This window comes from Paenibacillus sp. ALE3 (genome assembly GCF_054113405.1).
Map to the genome: position 1 here is coordinate 3191597 of NZ_CM134214.1, position 20121 is coordinate 3211717.

The 20121-nt window shown below is 44.6% G+C and carries 20 protein-coding genes and 1 other annotated feature; of the genes, 3 read left to right on the forward strand and 17 right to left on the reverse strand.

Translation table 11 applies throughout. The features are described 5' to 3' along the window. Positions 1-96: 96 nt before the first annotated feature. From ACXHJ2_RS13840 to ACXHJ2_RS13880, 9 genes are all read right to left on the reverse strand, one after another. Positions 97-522, reverse strand: coding sequence for a VOC family protein (locus ACXHJ2_RS13840; RefSeq protein WP_013370555.1), 426 nt, complete (start codon positions 520-522; stop codon positions 97-99). A gap of 93 nt (positions 523-615) precedes the next feature. Beyond that, on the reverse strand, positions 616-1269 hold the full coding sequence (locus ACXHJ2_RS13845) for a hypothetical protein (RefSeq protein WP_238791008.1): 654 nt from the start codon (positions 1267-1269) through the stop codon (positions 616-618). 22 nt (positions 1270-1291) lie between these two features. Continuing rightward, positions 1292-1831 carry a GrpB family protein gene (locus ACXHJ2_RS13850; protein ID WP_165080125.1) on the reverse strand — a complete coding sequence of 180 codons (540 nt, stop codon included), beginning with the start codon at positions 1829-1831 and terminating at the stop codon, positions 1292-1294. Positions 1832-1918: 87 nt separating this feature from the next. After that, positions 1919-4027, reverse strand: a complete 2109-nt coding sequence (locus ACXHJ2_RS13855; RefSeq protein ID WP_025676900.1) for a class I SAM-dependent methyltransferase — start codon at positions 4025-4027, stop codon at positions 1919-1921. 344 nt (positions 4028-4371) lie between these two features. After that, positions 4372-5343, reverse strand: a complete 972-nt coding sequence (locus ACXHJ2_RS13860) for a glycoside hydrolase family 43 protein (protein ID WP_013370551.1) — start codon at positions 5341-5343, stop codon at positions 4372-4374. A 40-nt stretch (positions 5344-5383) separates the two neighbouring features. Then, complete coding sequence (locus ACXHJ2_RS13865) at positions 5384-6769, reverse strand: arabinan endo-1,5-alpha-L-arabinosidase (RefSeq protein WP_165080127.1); 1386 nt, start codon at positions 6767-6769, stop codon at positions 5384-5386. 86 nt (positions 6770-6855) lie between these two features. Beyond that, positions 6856-7698, reverse strand: coding sequence for a carbohydrate ABC transporter permease (locus ACXHJ2_RS13870; protein ID WP_013370549.1), 843 nt, complete (start codon positions 7696-7698; stop codon positions 6856-6858). Positions 7699-7725: 27 nt separating this feature from the next. Next, on the reverse strand, positions 7726-8616 hold the full coding sequence (locus ACXHJ2_RS13875; protein ID WP_013370548.1) for a carbohydrate ABC transporter permease: 891 nt from the start codon (positions 8614-8616) through the stop codon (positions 7726-7728). Between the two features lie 93 nt (positions 8617-8709). Beyond that, positions 8710-10053 (reverse strand): ABC transporter substrate-binding protein, encoded by a 1344-nt coding sequence (locus ACXHJ2_RS13880; protein ID WP_013370547.1) that lies wholly within the window; start codon positions 10051-10053, stop codon positions 8710-8712. A 510-nt stretch (positions 10054-10563) separates the two neighbouring features. Here ACXHJ2_RS13880 and ACXHJ2_RS13885 point away from each other — a divergent pair. Continuing rightward, a complete protein-coding gene (locus ACXHJ2_RS13885; RefSeq protein WP_165080129.1) occupies positions 10564-11493 on the forward strand; it encodes an ArsR/SmtB family transcription factor in 930 nt (309 codons plus the stop codon). 61 nt (positions 11494-11554) lie between these two features. Here ACXHJ2_RS13885 and ACXHJ2_RS13890 read toward each other — a convergent pair whose 3' ends face one another. Both ACXHJ2_RS13890 and ACXHJ2_RS13895 read right to left on the reverse strand, forming a co-directional pair. Beyond that, entirely contained in the window at positions 11555-12256 is a 702-nt protein-coding gene (locus tag ACXHJ2_RS13890; RefSeq protein WP_165080131.1) for a DUF1361 domain-containing protein, read from the reverse strand. Between the two features lie 86 nt (positions 12257-12342). Further along, positions 12343-12951, reverse strand: coding sequence for a DUF1349 domain-containing protein (locus ACXHJ2_RS13895; RefSeq protein ID WP_165080133.1), 609 nt, complete (start codon positions 12949-12951; stop codon positions 12343-12345). Between the two features lie 189 nt (positions 12952-13140). Then, positions 13141-13379, forward strand: a binding site (T-box leader). 42 nt (positions 13380-13421) lie between these two features. Between ACXHJ2_RS13895 and ACXHJ2_RS13900 the strand changes: the two genes are divergently transcribed. Beyond that, complete coding sequence (locus ACXHJ2_RS13900) at positions 13422-14606, forward strand: aminotransferase class I/II-fold pyridoxal phosphate-dependent enzyme (protein WP_058711291.1); 1185 nt, start codon at positions 13422-13424, stop codon at positions 14604-14606. 46 nt (positions 14607-14652) lie between these two features. Here the strand turns inward: ACXHJ2_RS13900 and ACXHJ2_RS13905 are convergent, their stop codons facing one another. From ACXHJ2_RS13905 to ACXHJ2_RS13920, 4 genes are all read right to left on the reverse strand, one after another. After that, positions 14653-15126 carry an NUDIX hydrolase gene (locus ACXHJ2_RS13905; protein WP_165080135.1) on the reverse strand — a complete coding sequence of 158 codons (474 nt, stop codon included), beginning with the start codon at positions 15124-15126 and terminating at the stop codon, positions 14653-14655. 84 nt (positions 15127-15210) lie between these two features. Next, the gene (locus ACXHJ2_RS13910) at positions 15211-15762 is read right to left on the reverse strand and encodes an O-acetyl-ADP-ribose deacetylase (RefSeq protein WP_165080137.1); all 552 of its coding nucleotides are present in this window, start codon (positions 15760-15762) and stop codon (positions 15211-15213) included. A 32-nt stretch (positions 15763-15794) separates the two neighbouring features. Then, a complete protein-coding gene (locus ACXHJ2_RS13915) occupies positions 15795-16220 on the reverse strand; it encodes a hypothetical protein (RefSeq protein WP_238791366.1) in 426 nt (141 codons plus the stop codon). After that, the gene (locus ACXHJ2_RS13920) at positions 16210-16797 is read right to left on the reverse strand and encodes a TetR/AcrR family transcriptional regulator (RefSeq protein ID WP_165080141.1); all 588 of its coding nucleotides are present in this window, start codon (positions 16795-16797) and stop codon (positions 16210-16212) included. Before ACXHJ2_RS13920 ends, ACXHJ2_RS13915 begins: the two co-directional genes overlap by 11 nt. A 195-nt stretch (positions 16798-16992) precedes the next feature. Between ACXHJ2_RS13920 and ACXHJ2_RS13925 the strand changes: the two genes are divergently transcribed. After that, complete coding sequence (locus ACXHJ2_RS13925) at positions 16993-18228, forward strand: MFS transporter (RefSeq protein WP_165080143.1); 1236 nt, start codon at positions 16993-16995, stop codon at positions 18226-18228. A gap of 86 nt (positions 18229-18314) precedes the next feature. On the opposite strand, the gene ACXHJ2_RS13930 is transcribed toward ACXHJ2_RS13925, so the two are convergent. Continuing rightward, on the reverse strand, positions 18315-19055 hold the full coding sequence (locus ACXHJ2_RS13930) for a zinc ribbon domain-containing protein (protein ID WP_165080145.1): 741 nt from the start codon (positions 19053-19055) through the stop codon (positions 18315-18317). A 116-nt stretch (positions 19056-19171) separates the two neighbouring features. Continuing rightward, positions 19172-20116 (reverse strand): helix-turn-helix transcriptional regulator, encoded by a 945-nt coding sequence (locus tag ACXHJ2_RS13935; protein ID WP_165080147.1) that lies wholly within the window; start codon positions 20114-20116, stop codon positions 19172-19174. Positions 20117-20121: the final 5 nt, after the last annotated feature.

The window sequence follows — 20121 nt, forward strand, 5'->3', positions numbered from 1 at the left end:
ACCTTTATGTATGTATATTTATTTTTCAGACGAAGGACATGCACGCAAAAAAACGGCCAGATCGCTATAGTAGCGGATCAGGCCGTTTTCTATTTACTACGATCGAGCTTCTGTGAACATTTGAAAGGTGACACCAAACTTGTCTGTTACATTCCCATAAGCTGGACTAAAATGGGTTTCCTGCAAAGGCATTCCCACCTGTCCTCCTTGCTGTAAAGCATCAAACATTTTTTTAGCTTGCTCCACACTATCGGTTGTAATACAGATACTCACTTGATTCCCGCTGCTAAACGGTGAGCCGGGAAAGGTATCAGAAAACATGAGCTCTGTCTCACCTACTTTAAGCGTAGCATGTCCCACACGTTCCTTGACCTCTGCGGGAATGGGAAAATCGGGATTTTCCGGCATTTCCCCAAAGGTTTGAATAAAAAGCAGTTGGGCATCCAATGCCTCTTCATAAAATTCGATTGCTTCTCGTGCATTTCCATCCAGCGTGATGTAAGGAATCAAACGTTTGGACATCTTCAACACAGCTCCTTTAATTCGAGGTGATTAACCCAGCCATTTCTCCTTTATTATATACAAAACTTGTCAAAAAAAAACAAATCTGCATTCTTAGCTTTCATGCACCTGAATGCCAAGCTGTTTTAGCTCCTTTACTACTTCCGTAACGTTACGCTGTGGATAAAGCGTAGAGATCATCTGGGCAGTGATCGGAACGCCGTTGAAAATCTGGCTTACCACCCCTAGAGAAATCGGCAGCTCATAGTAACTTTCAGCCCAATCCTGATATTCCTCCGGTGTAACTATAATTTTCCCCAGCAAAAAGGATGAGCCATCGTCATATCCCTCAGGAAAGTTCGCGTTGCCCATACGCCACTCCTTATCTCCCGCTTCCCTCCACATACAAAAGGTAACGTCCTCTTTCTCTAGCGCTTCATCTTCCAAAAGCTCCATCATATCATCAGGCACACCGTCGTACATGCCCGGCCAGACCTCATATTCGTCTCTTGCATGAGGACTTACAGGGGATTCGTGGTCAAAACCCTTCAACAACACACCTCCACATGTCCATAGCATATGAATCGTATCTCCAGCGCCGTTGTTCACCTCACCCAGACACACATCACCAGACCATTCAGACTGCATACGATACGTGCGTAACCAATCTTCTGGAGACAATATAATATCCAGCGCTGACAGCAGCATCATTCTCTCTTTTAAACCATTCGGCGTTACCTGTGCATCAAGCATCATATTCTTCATCATACCTCCACCTTGTCCATGCGTACTAAAATTCCATTTGTCTCTGCTTTTGTCTTTCAAGCTTCGCTTGCTCAACGATCTGCCGAATGAAAGGTCCCTTGGCTTCGGTATACGCTGCGCGGTCATGTTTGAATTGATGCGCCAAATCTTTTTTTAAAGTCTCATACGCTCGCAGGCTCTCAGGATGCGCTTTCAAGTAATCTCTGAACAATAAATGGTTTTCCCAATGTTCTCCTTTATACTTGTAAATATGCAAATGATGGGTCCCAGCTCCCCATTCTCCACGGCGAAAGAAAGCTCGCTCTGGAAAATCCGGCTTATGTACATATTCATATTCAATACCTAGTAAACGCTCTCGCTGTTCGGATTGAATAATCGCCAAATCTTCTACTCCAACCATAATGTCGATAATAGCCTTGGCTCCCAAACCAGGAACGGATGTACTGCCAATATGCTCTACGCCGACACATACGTCTCCGAGGGCCTCTATCATTTTTGCTCGTTCTCGTGTATACTCTGCTACCCACTGCGGATTATATTCGGATATCACTACCTGCTTGGACATGAACGCACCTCCATTCGTTTTTCAAAAAAATGCCTTCCCAGTGCGTTTGGCACACCTCAGAAGGCATTCTCTTGTTCAAATTAAAAATCATTCAGTTGCTTCATCCCTAGGATTTGGCTTCTCAATCACGATCAGACAGGTACTGTCTGGCAAAGGAACCGGCTGTCCCTGCTCATCCATGAACTCAACACGACTGGACAGCGCTTCGGCATAACCCTCCTGCAAATAGTGGCGACTCACCCGGATAATCGCTTGTGAACCAAGTGTGTTACGAATACATTCTTCATACTGTGACGGAGTAAAATAACCAAACTGCTCCTGCACTTCATGCACATAGGCTTCCGCTCCCCATGTATAGGTATATAGAAATTCCATTGCATCATTTACCGGCAAAACAGCCTCATGCTCACCTATACGCTCTATTTCAATGGGGCGACCCGCAAAATCCTGCGCATACCGCATCAGCCATTCCATTCCGTCCGGCTCCAAAAATCGAATGCGTCTGCGCTGCTCTACTGGTTCGGTCATAATACCGTCACGAATGATAATGCGTCCGCCGGGTGCAAGTACACGATAGGCGCTTTGCAAAGCAGCCTCCACTGTTTGTGAATTGAACCTTTTTCCATCTCGTTCGATGTAGGAATACAGCTCGTGAAGAATCGAAGAGAAAATAACCGTGTCCATGCTCTCCGTTTCCACAAATTCTTCCAGTCGAAGCGCATCACCTTTGATGACATCCCAACGACGGTGCTCCAATTGCTTTTTGCGTTTAAGAGCCTCAATCACATTCACAGAAATATCAAGACCCAACGGCTTGGAGTCTGGTCTTTCCTGCTCGATCAGGTCCAGCAGTACGCCCCCGCCGGGTCCGATATCCAGTATACGGGTTCCAGTCACGTAATCCAGAATGACCCTTTTGAAATCTGCGGTCTGGTTCATATCTGTAAGGTACGTCTCCTCATTGTGAAAGCGATCATAAGCATCACGCCGTAATCCGAACAGATCAAACAGCAGCAGGACTGCTTTGTCATACAGAGGCGTCTTTTCTGCCTCAATACAAAAGTCGATCAATTTTTCAGCAGCTGATGAAAATACAAAATTAAAAAACACGGTACTTGGCAGCTCCTCCTTATGCTCCACGATTACACTCAAATGAGGATTATGCTTCCGTTTTCCTTTTGTGATATCCTGCCAAGACAGTGCGCTTAAATATTTTTCTATCATTCGTTTTTTGTATACGTTAATTTTCTTAACACCACGATAGTCATAATACATCGTATTCATAAGTGATTCAAAACTGATATGCCGTACCGTTGCAGGCTGTTCCTGCCCTGTGCCATCCCTCAATGTGAGTAAAAATACCTTAACCAGTTCTTGAAGTGAAAAATCCTGCAAAGCTGATTCTACATACCAAAGTGTACGATTCTCCAGCGGAGCCAGCGCCTTCTCTACATTCAGCTCCCGCTCCAGCTCGGCGTAAGCCTGCTCAAACGGCTCACCTTCATGAATCGAAACCGACCGCAATCTCTCCAGTCGTTCCTTTACACTCCAGACTACAGGTGCGTTATCCCAGGCAATCCAGCCGATTAGCTGCTCCACTTCACCGCGTACTTGTTCCCATAATGCAGGATCTACACCGGCGATAATGCATTCGTTCAGTGCTCGTAACACAAGCTCCAATTCCTCCGAGCTCAGCCAGCCCTTACGAGTGATTTCGAGCAGCAGTCGATTTTCTGCAAAGGGTATTTCTCCCCGTATATACTGTCCGATCAATCCATGCGTCTCAATCAAAATTCGGGTCATGCTGTTGCGCGGGTAGGCAGGGGACTCTGCTTGAGCCTGTCTGACATACAGTTGGGAGGAGCCAATATTATGTACAAATAAATTAATGCCCTCATGCTGCCAGCGTAGCCGTTCGCGGACTGTGCCTCCTTTGGCTGTCTCAGACCATACCAATACATCCTCCAGTAGCTCTTTAACCCAGAATGACAATGGAAGTCCGTCCAAAATAAGCAACGTGCGCTCCACATAATCCAGTACAGGATTGGCATCCTTTAACTCACCTATGGATCGAATGCGCTCCAAATTTACAATACGCTCCTCAGCCGAAACAAGCAGCTTTAGCCAAGTCGGTGTATCCCAAGCCAGATCACTTTCTTTCCTGTAATTAGCAATGGCTTTTAACGATTGTAACATTTTTCTCACCTCGTGTGATTCGGATTCGGTAAGCACAGGAGACTTTGGAAAATATCTTGTATACCCTACACTTTACCATACATTTGTAGCTTCCATCTCGTGGAAAATATTAAACATTTGTATCAATTAATCGCTTGACATGTTCTAGGCTTCACATAACCTGATTTAAAGTTCCCATAGTTTTCGAGACGTCTCTCCCTCCCAAAAGCAAAAAGATACCTTCCAGCCTAAGGCCGAAGATATCTCATTGCTATTGTTAGACGCAGCAAAATCATTTTCCTGCGATGTTTTATAAAGTTATAGCGTCGCTGTGTGACACGTCAATCGTCTAGCATATATTCTGCTTAGTTATTAACGGAAACGCCATCTGGCACTGGAATACCAAAATTAGGTGTTCCATCCTCATTCCAGTTCAACGGCTGAACACGTGTATGACGATTCGGATCATACAGCGGGTCACCTGTAATTTCCTTGTAATTGCGAGCGTGATATACGATAACGTCACTACCATCCTCAGCAACAGTAAAACTGTTGTGACCAGGTCCGAATTGACCTGTCTCCTCATTCGTGCAGAATACCGGCGCAGGAGACTTTGCCCACGATTTCGGGTCAAGTAAGTTTGCATTCTCGTCTGCCGTTAGCAGGCCCATGCAATAATTGTGGTCCGTAGCACTAGCTGAATAGCTGATAAAAATTCGGCCGTTCCGTTTCAGAACCGCTGCACCTTCATTCACCTTAAAACCGATGACTTCCCAGTCATATTCTGGTGTAGAGATCATAACCTGCTCACCGCGCAGCGTCCACGGATTGCTCATTTCTGAAATATACAGATTGGAGTTGCCTACGATGTCCGGGTCTTTCTGAGCCCATACATAATATAAAACGCCATTATGCTGGAAGGTTGTCGCATCGAGAGCAAACGTCTCCCAGCGAGTTTTGATCTGTCCCTTTTCCACCCACTCGCCTTCCAGAGGATTAGCTGAATCATTTTCCAGCACGAACATCCGATGGTCGAACAGACCTTCCTTCGTTTCTGTGGTACGAGCTGCTGCAAAATAAATGTACCATTTGTCGTTAATATAATGAATTTCCGGTGCCCAAATGTTCGCGCTTAACGGACCTGTTTCATATTTATGCCACACTGCCACTGGCTCTGCTGTATTCAAGCCTTGAATAGTACGTGCCCGCCGAACCTCAATGCGGTCATACTCTGGCACAGATCCGGTAAAATAATAGTACCCATCACTATGCTTGTAAATCCAAGGGTCTGCACGTTGCTCAATGACCGGATTATTAAAGGATACAGTTTGATTCATGGTTTTTCTCTCCTCTATGTGTAATATGTAGTTCATAGGATTAATCGCTGATACGTTTTCCCCAGATGGAAATTCCATTTTCATTCATACCCGTGAAAATTAGAGTATGGCGACCAAGCTCCCAGTCCCATGAAGGAAGCAATAGCAATTCCTCCTTTGACCCTTCGGACGCATTGCTCCAATTCATTGTTAGCGTACGTCTACCATCAAAACTCCAGTGACCTTCCAGAGAACCACTGGTTGCTCGCCCTCCATCTTCCAAACGAAGCGGTTCAGCTTCCACCTGACCGTCTACTTCTTGCCTGATCACGATGCGCTCCCAGTTGCCGGATAATAATCTTTTGGGTATATCCTGCTCCTTTTCGCCCGCATACCGCTCCGGCGATACGATAGGCCAGCCATCAGCCGTCCACAATATTTTGCGCACATGCAAGTAAGGCCAGCTCTTATCCGTTTCTCCCCGCGCATGATGAACAATATAGTAATCGTCTCCGTCCTTCAGCACGGAATTATGACCTGGCGCAACCCAGCCTTCTCCTTCACTGAAACGATAACCGCCCAGTACCTTGGTCCCAATCTCATATTGAGGCAAATAACTGGTATCTGTCATATCATGTCCATTCATATCTACGTACGGGCCTGTGATGGAATCCGAGCGGGCTACGCGAACATTGTAGTCCTCGAACAAAGAATCATACGAGACGAACAAGTAGTATTTACGAAACACAGGATTGTACACAATGTACGGACCTTCCACAGCTCCGTCCTCGGTTGCCCGATCTCTGGCAGCGATATTTTTACCATAACCAGATTCTTTGAGCTTTCCAGTCTGCGGATCAAGCGGTGTAATATAAATCCCGCCGAAAAAAGATCCGTACACCATCCATGGATTTCCATCAGCATCCAATACCGGATTAGCATCAATTGCATTCAGCTTGTCATGCTCATCCGTTTTAACAACCAGTCCCTCATCCTTCCAAGGACCTTCTGGGGAATGGGATGTCTGTAACCCAATGGCTGATCGTGTGCTGCCAAATGTAGAGGCAGAATAATACATTCGATAGGTATCACCCATCTTTATGACGTCCGGGGCCCACAGATTCGTTGCTGATGACCATGCCCCCGCTTCCTTTGGAATGCCGGGTAAAGCATATTGAACCCAGTTCCAGTGAATCAGGTCGGTCGATTTGCGCACCATGACACCCGGCCTCAGTTCCCCACCTGTCTTTACATCCGTCGAATAGACATAATATCCCTGATCTGTTTTGATAATTGCTGGGTCATGAGCATTGTTAATAGTCCAGCGCTGTTCATCGTCTACCGTGCTTTGATCATACAAGTGATCAGGAGGCGGAGCCTGCGGATATACAGGGTCCGGAGTGTTATCCCCACAGCCGGATAGGCCCAGCATTAGCAGCATAACCATAACTGTTATTCTCCTCCTTCCTTTGCTCAATACATATGGTGACTGCGTTCCATCATTCATCCAAATCGTCCAAGTGCGAGTGTCAATTAACCCTTGACACCTGAAATGGCAACCGACTCAATAATTTGTTTCTGGAAGATTAGGAATATAATCAACACAGGTAACAAGGCTATAATGGAAGCTGCCATAATAAGCGGATAGTCTGTCTGAATGGCGTAAGTCGCATTAAAATTCGCGATAACCAGCTGCAATGTCTGCGTTTCTGGTGAGTTCAAGTAAATAATCGGTGCCAAGTAATCGTTCCAAATCCCCATAAACCATAAGATCAGCTGTGCAGCAACTGCCGGCTTAATGAGTGGGAACGTAATCGACGAATAAAGTCGGAAATAAGAGCTTCCGTCAATTTTAGCAGCTTCGATAATAGCATCTGGTACACTGAGCAAATACTGCCGCAGGAAAAAGATCATAACTACATTACCGAACAAGCCGGGAACGATCAGAGGCAACAGCGTATCTATCCAGCCAAGTTTGGAGAACATCATAAACTGTGGAATCATAACTGTTGGGTAAGGAATCATCATGGATGCGATGAGTGCCAAAAACAGTTTATTTTTATGAGGGAATCTCAGCTTTGCGAATGCAAAAGCGGCCACACTAGATGTGAAGGTACCCACAACCGTGACACTTACAGCCACAATCACGCTGTTCTTGATCCCGCTTAACAGAGGACCTGCTTCCCAAATTTCCTTGTACTTACCGAACTGAAACACCTCTGGTATCCATACTGGTGGAAGTGCAAAGACATCCTGCTTTTCTTTTACCGAAGTGGACAACATCCAAAGCAACGGCGCGATCATCGCAATCGCTCCAATCGCCAGTACAATAAAGATAATGATATTGGTAACTTTCGTTTTTTGACTATGGGACATAATCAGCCTCACTCCTTTCCGCGAAAATCAATCCCCATCAAAGGATGATTTTTCATTCATTTTAAATTGAATCAAAGTTACGATAAAAATGAAGATGCCGAGAATCATAGCCATCGCGGAGGCATATCCCATTTGCAGGTTTTTAAATGCCTTATCCCAAATATAGAAGACAATTGAGGCGGATGAATATTCCGGACCCCCTGTAGGTGTCATAATGTTCATTTCAGTAAAGATTTGCGAACCACCAATAATGTTGGTAACGACCAGGAAGAAGGTTACTGGTTTCACCATTGGCCATGTAATATTGCGGAACATTTGGAATCCGCTAGCCCCGTCCAGCTCTGCTGCTTCATAATAAGAGCGAGATACACTTTGCAGTGCAGCCAGATACAGCAACATTGTATATCCGAGACCTTTCCATACAGTCATGAGAATCAAGGCCGGTTTGACTGTATCCTTATCCATCAGCCAGTTAGGTCCTTTAATACCGAACAGTTCAAGGAATTGGTTCACCAAACCATAATCTCCGTTGTAAGCCCAGTTCCACATAATAGAAACAGCAGCCAACGAAGAAATGACCGGAATATAATAAATCACACGAAATGTCGTCGTACCTGGAATCTTGCGATTCAACCCCAGTGCCAGCAGTAAAGCTAGTACAAGACCGATTGGAATACCCAACATTAAGAAAAGAGTATTGTACATCGATTTGTAAAAGAGTTCATCGCTAAATAAATCCTTAAAATTGTCGAACCCAATAAAGTTCATTTGTCCTAATCCGTCCCAATCTGTAAAAGAGCCGTATAACGAATAGACAAACGGGAACAACGTAAAGATTAGCAGACCGAGAATAGGCGGAAGAATAAATAAGTATCCATATATCTTCTCTTTGCGGTAGAGATTAGATTTGGTTATCACAGGGCTCACCTCTGTTTCTGATTTGGAATGAAGATGATGTTAGCAGCATGATATTCAGCCACTAACATCATCCTTTTTTCCTCTATTTACGCATTATTTCTGTGATTTTTTCTCTTGCTCCACCGCTTTATCCAGCAGTTTCTGCATCTTCGGTTGTTCTTGTTTCACATAATCTGCTGCCGTAATTTTGCCATCCAGCACAGGTTGAATATCTGTGAAGAAAATATCGTACCATTCTGCGTTATACGTATAGTTACCTGGTAATGAGCGTCCATAGTCATTTACGATATCAATAAATTCCTGTTTGTTGTTAGGCTTTGTTTTCGTGTCTTTGGCCCATTCATCAGCCATATCCAGCAGGTTCGGAATTTGTACCTTGGCATCTACGAGCTGCTTCATGCCTTCTTTGGAAGTAGTCAGATAGTTAACCAGTTCTACAGCTTCATCCGGGTATTTTGTTTTAGAAGAAACACCGATACCCAGAGAACCAATCCATGTTGCCGGTTTGCCAGTCGATCCAGTTGGGAAAGGCAACAAATCATATTCGAATGGCAGTTTTTCAAATGTACTCATATCCCAAGGACCTACTGGGAAGAAAGCCATTTCGCCCTTCATCCAGCGTTGATATGTGTCCAATGTTTGTGATTGTTCAATACCAGGTGTAATTTTATATTTGTTTTGCATATCAGCAAAGAACTGAAGCGCTTCCGCAAATTTCGGATCATCAATTGTTACTTTGGTTTTGCTCTCATCCAGCCAATCAGCACCATTACTCCATACAAAGGCTTGCAATGCCCACTGAACGTTAAAGCCTGTTCCGTATTGATCTGGCTTGCCGTCACCGTTGGTATCTTTGGTCAGCTCTTGGTTAACCTTAATGAACTCATCCCATGTATATGGTTTGTCTTTGTCAGGCAATGGAACACCTGCTTTTTCAAACATGGTTTTGTTATAACCCAAAGCGAATGGACCCAAGTCCTTCGGCATACCGTAAATATTTCCCTGACCGGCCATTTTACCGTCATAGCGATACAAATCCACACCGTATTTCCAGATGTTATCCAGATTTATATCCTTGCTCTTATCAATATAAGGTGTCAGATCCTTCAACACCCCACTGTTAACATAAGCTTTCAAATCCCCAGGGGCAAAATAAAAGATATCTGGAAGATTATTACCTGTAATTGCAGCTCTAAGCTTTGTAGCATATTGATCTGCTGCCGTCACAACCATTTTAACCTTCACACCAGGATGTTCTTCTTCAAATTTTTTGATAACATCCTTATAAGCCTTCTGCTCATCCGTTCCTCCACGGAACATGAAAGTCAATTCCTTGCTTCCATCGCTACTGGAACTTCCTCCACTACAGCCTGCCAGTGCAGCAACCATTAACAACAGAACAACCATTGTTAGCGCAAAACCTTTTTTCTTTGTCAACGCGACCCCTCCTAAAATTAAAATGAAACCGCATACATTAAGTGTTAAATTAACTTCATACTACTCGGCCTAATCTTTAACTGTGCGGTACACAACCCGTTGTTGATTGCCGCTGTGATTATCATCCCTCTCATGTACCGTATAATTAACATTTACCTTTATCAATAATGAATTCGTTTACAAATAAAATATAGCACGCCATTCTACGGTTCGTCAATGCATTTTTCAATCTTTTTAAATAATTATAAAACATAGATTGGAGTAACTTAAAAAGTAAAATTAAATCGTATTTAAGTGTTTTAATTAATAAATTCTAAATAAAAAAACTTAAATACGATATATTTTATAAAAAAGGCTTTATTTTAGAACGCGATTTCCTCTCTTCTTCTTTTAGTAAAAAAAATTTACAGAAAAGCAGTTTACTTCTTTATGATTTTATTTTAACATAAATCAAAGTAAAAATATAAGCGCTTACATCACACTTTTTATAGATAAGGATGGGCTATAGCTATGATTTATATTAAGGACTTAATGTCAGGGTTAGATATTTTCAAAGCATTGGGCTCGGAAATCCGCATTCAAATCCTTGAATTACTTGCTGTTCAAGGACAAAGTATGAATGATATTGCGAGCAAGCTGAATTTAAGTAACGGCACCATTACGATGCATATTCGCAAACTGGAAGAATGCGGACTTGTGGAAATCAATACCGTAAGCGGTAAACACGGGATCCGAAAAATGTGCTATTTAAATAAGGAAAAGCTAATGGTAGATCTGCGCAGCAGAGAACAAAAAAATGTGTATGAGGTAGAAATTCGCATCGGTCATTATAGTAACTACCAGGCAGTTCCTACTTGTGGATTAGTGACCAAAGACAGCATTATCGGCGATTTTGATGACCCACGCTATTTTGCAGATCCCGCGCGACTGGACTCTGAAATGATCTGGATGGCAGAAGGCTTTCTGGAATACCGCATTCCTAACTACTTGAAAGCGAATCAATCCTTTACCGAAATTCAATTTTCCGCGGAGCTGGGGTCAGAAGCACCGTGTTATTGTGAGGACTATCCGTCTGATATTTGTTTTCATGTAAATGGTATTGCCATCGGTCACTGGACGAGCACAGGCGATTTTGGAGCTGTTCCGGGGGTCCTCAATCCCGACTGGTGGCCTCCACACTTGAATCAGTACGGCATGCTAAAGTTAATTCGCATCAATCAACATGGAAGCTTCATTGACGGGTGTCGTATATCAGAAGTCACAATAGACGATATTGGACTTGATTACAAAAGCGATATTACACTGCGTTTATCCGTATCCGATCAACCGCAAAACAAAGGAGGGCTCACTATTTTTGGTAAAAGATTCGGAAATTTCAGCCAAGATTTGCTTGTGCGCGTGCTTTATGATGTACACGAAGAAGATAACTCCAACTCCTAACTCGTCACAGATAAAAAGGCCGAAGTCTGTATTCATTGAATACAGGTCCTCGGCCTCAATCCTAATCCTCACGTAAAGAGATATAGATAAATAGATAAAAGATGAGCGCCATCCCAAACACCAGCCAGCTAAAAGATAGTATATGAAGCTTCTCCCCTGCATTTACTGCCCAGCTCCAAAGATCCGCAAAAAGCACCAGCGGTTGCAGCAACACATCCCAACTATTCCAGCGTGCAAATCTGCCTATATATACACCTATGCTGGCCAACCACAACATCACAAAGACTACAACCCATGCGAGCCACCCTGAACAAATCTTCCTCAACATACGGTGGATCATCAATACACAAAGAGATGTAAGAAAAAGACCAATTCCAGCGACTGAAAAGGACGTAAATAAGATTAGCCAAAATTGAGTGTTCAACCAAAAACGCGTACCAGGGTTCACATCGTAAAAACGGAATGCATGTAGTAACTCGGTCACTAGATAAAGAGCATTCGGCAGAAAGAACAACCATACCCATGCGGCGAAAAATAAAAGAATATTTCTCACTTTTGCATATCGTAATTTGGATAAAGCCACCATTAACAATGAAATAAACACCGGAACCCAGGCCAGGAATATGTCCCAGTACAGAAATTGATATATCCTCGTCCCGCTTGTGGACTGTAGATACATAATGAGTCCGAAACAGCCCAATGTAGCTACAAGCATCACCCCCAACAAACCGGGCAGCTTGTAACCCTTCCTTCTTAACAGCAAACTTCCATCTACCTCCCGCCTAAAAACACGTATTTACGTCTTTTTAACTTTCTTATATAGCGCTTTCATATATAGAGGGCTTTTATTTATTCCACGTTTCGTATATCCTCGAACACATGGTTTGTTATTGTCAAAGCGTCAAAGGTAACATTACACCCCTCCCCTACTGGAGATTGTGCGACAACCCCAACTTTTAGCTGGCTGGGAACATTCATCCCAAAATATCTGGCCAGTTTCCAATGGTGACCATCCGATGAATAATGAAAGGCAAAGCAATCTCCAGCTCGTGTTACTCGCAAATACGGATTAGAAGCATCCATCGCCCCCGATATACAATCATCGGATGTATCCCGTGTAACCACACTTAGGATCGAGGGGGTATTCTCAAAGTATTCAAAGCACACTTTAGCCCAATGAGTATCATCAGCCATCACCATCAAGCATCCTGAGTCATAGGGCTGCTTCATATCGACACGAACCCTCGTCCATATTGTAAAATCTCCTTGAAGGGTGGTATGCAAAAAAGGAGCGGACGATTTGATAACGGCGCCGGACGGATCTCTAAAAAAATCTGCCTGTGAAGGTGCAGATACTTGTAAAGCCTTGAATTCATCGAAGCTCCATACAGTCGGTTCGTTGATCCAGCCCCATCCTTGAGGCAAAACCTTGTCGTTAAAGCCTTCAAATACATTCATATGGATACCATCCCTCTCTAGCCAATATAGTCTTAACACAGTGAATTTTGGGGTACAGTTCCCCTTGATACCACTATATACGTTATCTTCCAGTCGTCAATGATGATGCCCCTGTCTTTACAATTTATAAAAAAAGACTTGCCATTCTGAAATGTTGTGCTTATAATTACACCTAAATTGATACGGCAACAAATTTCAATGACGAGAACGAGTAAGCTATACAGCGGATTTGCAGAGAGTTGGGGCAGGTGAAAGCCAACATTCCGAGGGTAGCTGAACGCCATCTCTGAGAAGCGGGCTGAACCTGAAGTAAGCTCTGCCGCCTTTCCAGCGTTAACCGGAACACGTATTGATGGATACGTGAACAGAGTGTCATTTCCTATGGAATGAAACTAGGGTGGTAACACGGGTATAAACTCGTCCCTTTTACAGGGGCGGGTTTTTTTGTTTTTCAATAAGGAGGAATCAACATGACAAATGTATCGACAGCAGTATCTATAACTGATTTTTTGACTCCGGCTGTACGGGAAATGCCGCCTTCAGGTATCCGTCGGTTTTTTGAATATAGTGCAGGCAGAAAAGATATCGTATCGCTTGGTGTTGGTGAACCGGATTTTGTAACTCCTCAACATGTGAGAAAGGCCTGTATCACAGCACTGGAAAATGGTAAAACCTCATACACACCCAATGCAGGTCTCCCTGAGCTTCGTGAGGAAATTGCCGGATATCTGGAGAGCAGCTTCAGCACATCCTATAACCCGGCAGATGAAATTATGGTCACTGTTGGCAGTAGTGAAGCGTTGGATTTGGCGCTACGCGCCCTCATCACAACACACGATGAAATACTCATACCAGCTCCCTGTTATATTTCGTATTCGCCTATTACGTTTTTGAACGGAGGACATACCGTAACGGTTGAAACGTCTGCTGACCAGCAGTTTAAGCTGACAGCTGAGGCGCTCAAATCCAAGCTGACTCCACGATCCAAAGTGCTTATTCTCTGTTATCCGAACAACCCGACTGGCGGGGTGATGACCTATGAGGATTGGCTACCCATTGCCCGTCTGGTTGAGGAGCATAATCTGATCGTCATATCGGACGAAATTTATGCTGAATTGACCTATGGACAGCAGCATGTAAGTTTCGCTTCTCTGCCAGGAATGAAAGAACGCACCCTGCTCATCAGCGGCTTTTCCAAAGCATTTGCCATGACAGGCTGGAGGGTCGGCTATGTATGCGGTCCGAAAGAGTTGATTTCAGCCATGCTGAAAATCCATCAATATACAGCCATGTGCGCGCCTATTATCGGGCAAATTGCCGCTATTGAATCCCTGCGCAACGGGCTGGAGGAAAAAGATCGTATGATGGAGTCCTACAATCAACGTAGAAAATGGTTCGTTGCTGCCCTCTGTCAGACAGGACTCCCATGTCATGAACCGGGCGGTGCCTTCTATGCTTTTCCCTCCATTATGCACACAGGGTTAAGCTCAGAACAGTTTGCCAAACGACTGTTGGAAGAACAAGGAGTTATAACGGTCCCGGGTTCCGCATTCGGCCCAGGCGGCGAAGGTTTTATCCGCTGCTCGTATGCATCATCGCGTGAACAGCTGGAAACGGCTCTGGAACGCATCAGCGTATTCCTGAAACGCCTGTAAACCGATTTTTCATCGCATGAACTGAACATGAGCATGAGGTGAACATTTACTTCAGCAGCTTCTGAATAAGCTTTTTCTGGTGTGCTGGCAAGCATTCCGGCCATTCCCCTACGCGGCAGTAACAAATGTCGGAGATTTCAGCGCTTGGTCGAAAAGTACCCGGGATAACCCGGCCTTTAAAAATAAGATCCACGCGGTTCGGCAACTGGCCAAACTGGGCTTGCGCCAATGAGGTGATCTCTACCTCCAGCCCAGTTTCTTCCCGGACTTCGCGCCGTAAGGCGGTTTCCGGCTGCTCTAGCTCCATCCAGCCGCCGGGAATTCCCCACGGTTGCTTCCGGTATACGTGCTTTAATAGCAGCACTTCCCCGGCATCGTTCGTGAAAATGCCCAGCACAGCAACTAAAAATTTATGTTGTGCCCGGTACACCAATGCATTTTTCAATCGAGTGAACGGCGTATGCTTATACATGAATACAAGCCAATCCCGCGGAATCTTATTTATCAGCTTAACCAGCATAACACACCTCCAGTTGAGCACTCTTACATCAATTCATTCGTTGGATTAAGTTAAATGAGGAGCTTAAGTATGTATACTAAAAAATTAATCTTTAGGTGACTGTAGCTTACGGCTATATAACTGAGCATTTTCCGCATCAAAACAAACAAAAATAATCTCATTCAACCCAACATGTTCCTGTACAAAACGTGTCACTTCCTGTACAGCAATCTCGGCCGCCTTTTCTTTCGGGAATCGGTAGATGCCTGTGCTGATATTGGGAAAAGCAATGCTGCGTGCATTCAATTCTAAAGCTAATTGCAGTGTATGACGGTAGCATGTCGCCAATAGCTCTTCTTCCTGATGGTCGCCACCATTCCACACAGGGCCGACAGTATGAACAACATATTGGGCTTCCAGCTTGCCAGCCGTCGTATAAACTGCGCCTCCTACCGGACATCCCCCTTGCTTGTTTCTGATTCGGACACAATCTTCCAATATAGCCGGACCGCCAGCTCTATGAATTGCACCATCTACACCACCGCCACCCAGCAAGCTTGTATTTGCAGCGTTGACAATAATATCCGCCTTACAACAGGTAATATCCCCTTGCACCACACGTATGATCACGTTAAATAGTTCAATTTGGGTATCCATTGGTCCTCCTTCTCTTATAAAAACCAGCTTTGTTATATAATCATCTTATAGTCTCTACAAGCGATTTCTAAAACATCGTCATAGGTTTTCAACAGAAAGTGTTTTAGATTCTTCCCCCGTGCACTAGCTATTGTAGCTAATAATGGCGTATCTGTAAGCTCATCAAAACTGCTACCTTGCGTATACTTCTGTTCAGGCATGTCTAAAGCCACATCCAGTTCAATCGTATTAAAATAGTAGATTCCTGTAAATATAAGCTCATAGGGTACAAAATCGTCTACTGCTTCTGACGCCACCCCCCCATTAATCTCTCCCTTCAAAACCAGCTCTTTCTTCGCATAATTCATATGAACCTGATCCAAATAGACCGCATCCCGTCCATGCAATTCGCCAAGCGGCGTTTGAATAGCTTTTATGTGTGGCATCCAGGTGTTCTCCAGTCCTAAGTTATTTTTCATCCAACAACATAAGTGCGGTCGCAACCGCATGATCCACAAAAGAACGCTCTGGGCGTGACTTCATCATCACGGTTATCCCGATTAACAAAGAGACCAACGTGTGTGCCAAAGCTCGTGCATCTATAGTCACCTCAAGCTCCTCAGATTGAATACCACGTTCGAGGGTCTCCTGAAAGACAGCAGAGAGATACATCTGATGTTCTCTGGTTAAAATTTCAAACCTCTCATCATGAGGGGCTAGTTCTACCATTGTATTGATGCAAAAGCATCCCTTATTGGACCCCTCCTCGTACTCTTCTGCCACCACTCCTCCAAAAAAATTGTAAAATGCTTCTTTTACAGATGAACTATTTTGCAGTTTAGCCCTTACACAAGCTGCATGAGATTGCGTATATTTACGCAGCGCAGCTTCGAACAATTGCTTTTTATCCCCATAGGCAGCATATATGCTGGGGCGTTGTATTCCCATACGCGAGGTTAAATCGCTTAAAGACGTGGCCTCAAAACCCTTTTCCCAAAAAACTTGCATCGCTGCATCCAACGCTTGATCTTCATCAAATTCTCGTGGTCGAACCATACTTATCCCCTTATTTTCGTATCGTTCAGTATATTAAGATTGTATGATTTTCAGAAGCGGCTGTCAAATATATACGGGTTAAACTCTTGACAAATCTTATTGATGAGAGTTACATTAACCTAAAATCATTACATACCAATCGGTATATTATACTGATCAGTATGTAAATCACAGAAAGCGACGTGGTATGTGAAAATGAAGACGTCAGAAGAAAACGCTCTCCTCCTCTCCCATCAAACGATAGCAAACACTGCCGAAATAGCCCCCGTTCCGGTCCTGCCCCGGTCTGTGGCACTCTTGTTTGCTATAGCCTGCGGGCTGGCTGTTGCTAACATTTACTATGCACAGCCATTACTGGATGCGCTGGCGCACGAGTTTGGCATTACACACTCATCAGTCGGTATCGTTATTACCGTCACGCAAATTTGTTATGCGTTAGGACTGCTGCTGCTCGTCCCGCTTGGCGATCTCTTGAACAGACGGCGATTGATCACAGGACAAATGCTGCTATCTGTGCTGGCATTAATCCTGGTTAGCTTTGCCCCTACCCGTACAATACTGCTTATGGGAATGGCAATGGTTGGACTGCTGGCTGTCGTGACTCAAACACTCGTGGCATTCGCCTCGACCTTGGCTAATCCGACTGAACGCGGGCAGGTCGTAGGGCTGGTAACCAGCGGAGTCGTTATCGGCATTTTACTCGCACGAACCGTTGCTGGTGTATTAACTGATCTGGCAGGCTGGCGTTCAGTTTACCTTATTTCTGCTGTACTTACGCTGTTTATGGCTGTGGCTCTATTGCGAGTGCTCCCCAAGAACGAACTCACAAGCGCCACACTTTCCTATGCGCAGCTGCTTCGCTCGGTTATCACACTGTTCGTCCAAGAACGAATTCTGCGTATTCGTGCTGTCCTTGCGCTGCTCATTTTCACAGCGTTCAGCATACTGTGGACTTCGCTTGTATTACCTCTCAGTGCCCCCCCATTTTCTCTTTCACACACTGCAATTGGGGCCTTCGGCTTGGCTGGAGTCGCCGGAGCATTAGCAGCAGCACAAGCAGGGCGGCTTGCCGATCAAGGCTTGGGACAACGAACGACAGGTATCGCACTAGTTATATTACTGCTGTCCTGGCTACCTATAGGCTACACCGAGCATTCTCTATTCGCTTTAACTCTTGGTGTCATTCTTTTGGACTTGGCCGTACAGGCTGTACATGTCACAAACCAGAGCTTGATTTTTAACGTTCGCCCTGAAGCACGGAGCCGACTTACCGCAGGCTACATGATATTTTATTCCATCGGTAGCGCCACAGGAGCCATTACCTCCACTCACATGTATACCTATGCTGGGTGGAATGGAGTTTGTCTATTGGGGGCTGGTGTCAGTGCTCTAGCTCTCATTTTTTGGGTGGTGACTCGACGTTCAACTTGATAGTAAACCCATATGGTTTGGATTAACGAAAAACCGCCTAGGCCTCAATAACGGCCTAGGCGGTTCTCTTCTATCACTGTAGATCATCACTTAATTGCAATATAAATCAAAACGGGTTCATCTGGATTGCCATACACTTCAAAATCACCTGTGTAGGTCCGCTCCCCTTGTCCCGTGGCAGCCCATGCCCAAATTGTCTGCCATACACGGATGACAGAAGAAGGTTCATGGGTTGCCTGAAAAATAGCATAGCGTGCAGCCGGAATTACAAGTTCTTCAAGCTCGTCAGGAGTTTGGAAGTCCTCAGCCGCTTCCTTTCCAATAAAAAATGTATACTCGCCCAGAGCTCCATTTTCATAGTCAGTATAGCAACCATAGACGGAAGCAAGTCCTTCATGACCCCTGATCCGACCTGCCACATTCTCACCTACAAAACGCTCCCACATGCCTGGAATGATCCCGTGAGGTGTTTGTTCCTTCTGATTGTTTGTACGTGCTTTTAGACCAATTAAATGGATTTCACCTCGGTACTCCTCCCGAATGGGTCCATCAAATGGAAGCTCTGTATCCTCTGAAGACCGCCACCTCTTCAAATGCGGTAGGTAATTACGCAGCATTGAAGTCGCTTCTTCTGCCTGCATCCCCTCTTCTACCAGGATCGGCACACACTGCTGGATCATTCCCTCCATCGTCAAGTCAGGCTGTACAAATGCACCTTCCTTGTAACAATACTTGCAATACTCATCTGTATTATTATGTTGTGCATCCGTTCCATATTGATCCTCATGCTCCAGCGGCATCCCGCAACTTTGACAAGCTTTATCCATTCTCGTAAATCCCCTTTCGCTAACTCATATCTGGTATGCCACCAGTATAACGAAACAAACCTGACAACTATGGGTCAGGTTCGTTTTACTTTAATCTAAGATTTACTCTATAATTCCTAGCCTTCTTCATAATTAGACGCAATACGCAACGCCATCTTATGAATCTTGTCTCGCAAATGAGCCGGTTCTTTGACAACCACATCTGGTCCGAGGCTTAAAATGAATCCGTACACCCACGCATCCTCGGGAAACGGAACCGAAACCGTGTAAATTCCTTCTTCCTGCTCGTTCAATGCTTCCACACCAAACCAGTCCTCCCCCAGATGTCTTGAGTTGCGGTTAAATTGAAGCGTAAACGGTTGTACATCCCTGGATGCCGTCATCCGTCCCTCATTCCACGGCAGCACTTCATCAGAAAGATCCCTGCGGGTGAAAGCCGTCTCTGTAACTACAGGCTCACTCATACGAGAAAGCTTGAACAACCGAAACTGCCCCCTGTCGGGACAATACGCATACACAAACCATTGTTGCCCTTTCAGCACAAGCGTATGTGGTTCCACATTCCGCTTCGTTCGAGTTCCTTCCGCATTTCGATAGGTAAAAGCAACCGTACGCGCTTGACTCATTGCCTCTTTTACCTTTATTAATTTAGCTTCCTGGACAGACTGATTTCCCCATCCCGAATGATCGACGATAAACTGTGTGGTACGGACACTAAATTGCTCTTTTTCAGACTCTGGTATAATGCTTTCAAATTTATGAAGTAACCGGGATACGTTGGGACCGCCCAACGACGAGGACAAACTCTGTAGGCCCATCACAATGTCCTTGATATCATGACCCGTCAGCATACTGCGATCCAGACGATATCCTTCCATCAGGCCAATCCCCCCACCTGCTCCCTGAAAAGTTACTACTGGGATACCAGCCAGACTAATCGCTTCAATATCTCTATAAATCGTCCGAATTGAAACCTCATACAAATCAGCGAGTTCCTTTGCTTGTATTCTATTTCTTTTCAGCAGCAAAATGACGATAGAAAGCAATCGATCGATTTTCATTTTTT

What these genes read in the sequence shown, in the direction of transcription:
- ACXHJ2_RS13840 (WP_013370555.1), bottom strand. Translation starts at nt 522, where the DNA reads ATGTCCAAACGTTTGATTCCTTACATCACGCTGGATGGAAATGCACGA.
- ACXHJ2_RS13845 (WP_238791008.1), bottom strand. Translation starts at nt 1,269, where the DNA reads ATGATGAAGAATATGATGCTTGATGCACAGGTAACGCCGAATGGTTTA.
- ACXHJ2_RS13850 (WP_165080125.1), bottom strand. Translation starts at nt 1,831, where the DNA reads ATGTCCAAGCAGGTAGTGATATCCGAATATAATCCGCAGTGGGTAGCA.
- ACXHJ2_RS13855 (WP_025676900.1), bottom strand. Translation starts at nt 4,027, where the DNA reads ATGTTACAATCGTTAAAAGCCATTGCTAATTACAGGAAAGAAAGTGAT.
- ACXHJ2_RS13860 (WP_013370551.1), bottom strand. Translation starts at nt 5,343, where the DNA reads ATGAATCAAACTGTATCCTTTAATAATCCGGTCATTGAGCAACGTGCA.
- ACXHJ2_RS13865 (WP_165080127.1), bottom strand. Translation starts at nt 6,769, where the DNA reads ATGGTTATGCTGCTAATGCTGGGCCTATCCGGCTGTGGGGATAACACT.
- ACXHJ2_RS13870 (WP_013370549.1), bottom strand. Translation starts at nt 7,698, where the DNA reads ATGTCCCATAGTCAAAAAACGAAAGTTACCAATATCATTATCTTTATT.
- ACXHJ2_RS13885 (WP_165080129.1), top strand. Translation starts at nt 10,564, where the DNA reads ATGATTTATATTAAGGACTTAATGTCAGGGTTAGATATTTTCAAAGCA.
- ACXHJ2_RS13895 (WP_165080133.1), bottom strand. Translation starts at nt 12,951, where the DNA reads ATGAATGTATTTGAAGGCTTTAACGACAAGGTTTTGCCTCAAGGATGG.
- ACXHJ2_RS13900 (WP_058711291.1), top strand. Translation starts at nt 13,422, where the DNA reads ATGACAAATGTATCGACAGCAGTATCTATAACTGATTTTTTGACTCCG.
- ACXHJ2_RS13905 (WP_165080135.1), bottom strand. Translation starts at nt 15,126, where the DNA reads ATGCTGGTTAAGCTGATAAATAAGATTCCGCGGGATTGGCTTGTATTC.
- ACXHJ2_RS13910 (WP_165080137.1), bottom strand. Translation starts at nt 15,762, where the DNA reads ATGGATACCCAAATTGAACTATTTAACGTGATCATACGTGTGGTGCAA.
- ACXHJ2_RS13915 (WP_238791366.1), bottom strand. Translation starts at nt 16,220, where the DNA reads ATGAAAAATAACTTAGGACTGGAGAACACCTGGATGCCACACATAAAA.
- ACXHJ2_RS13920 (WP_165080141.1), bottom strand. Translation starts at nt 16,797, where the DNA reads ATGGTTCGACCACGAGAATTTGATGAAGATCAAGCGTTGGATGCAGCG.
- ACXHJ2_RS13925 (WP_165080143.1), top strand. Translation starts at nt 16,993, where the DNA reads ATGAAGACGTCAGAAGAAAACGCTCTCCTCCTCTCCCATCAAACGATA.
- ACXHJ2_RS13930 (WP_165080145.1), bottom strand. Translation starts at nt 19,055, where the DNA reads ATGGATAAAGCTTGTCAAAGTTGCGGGATGCCGCTGGAGCATGAGGAT.
- ACXHJ2_RS13935 (WP_165080147.1), bottom strand. Translation starts at nt 20,116, where the DNA reads ATGAAAATCGATCGATTGCTTTCTATCGTCATTTTGCTGCTGAAAAGA.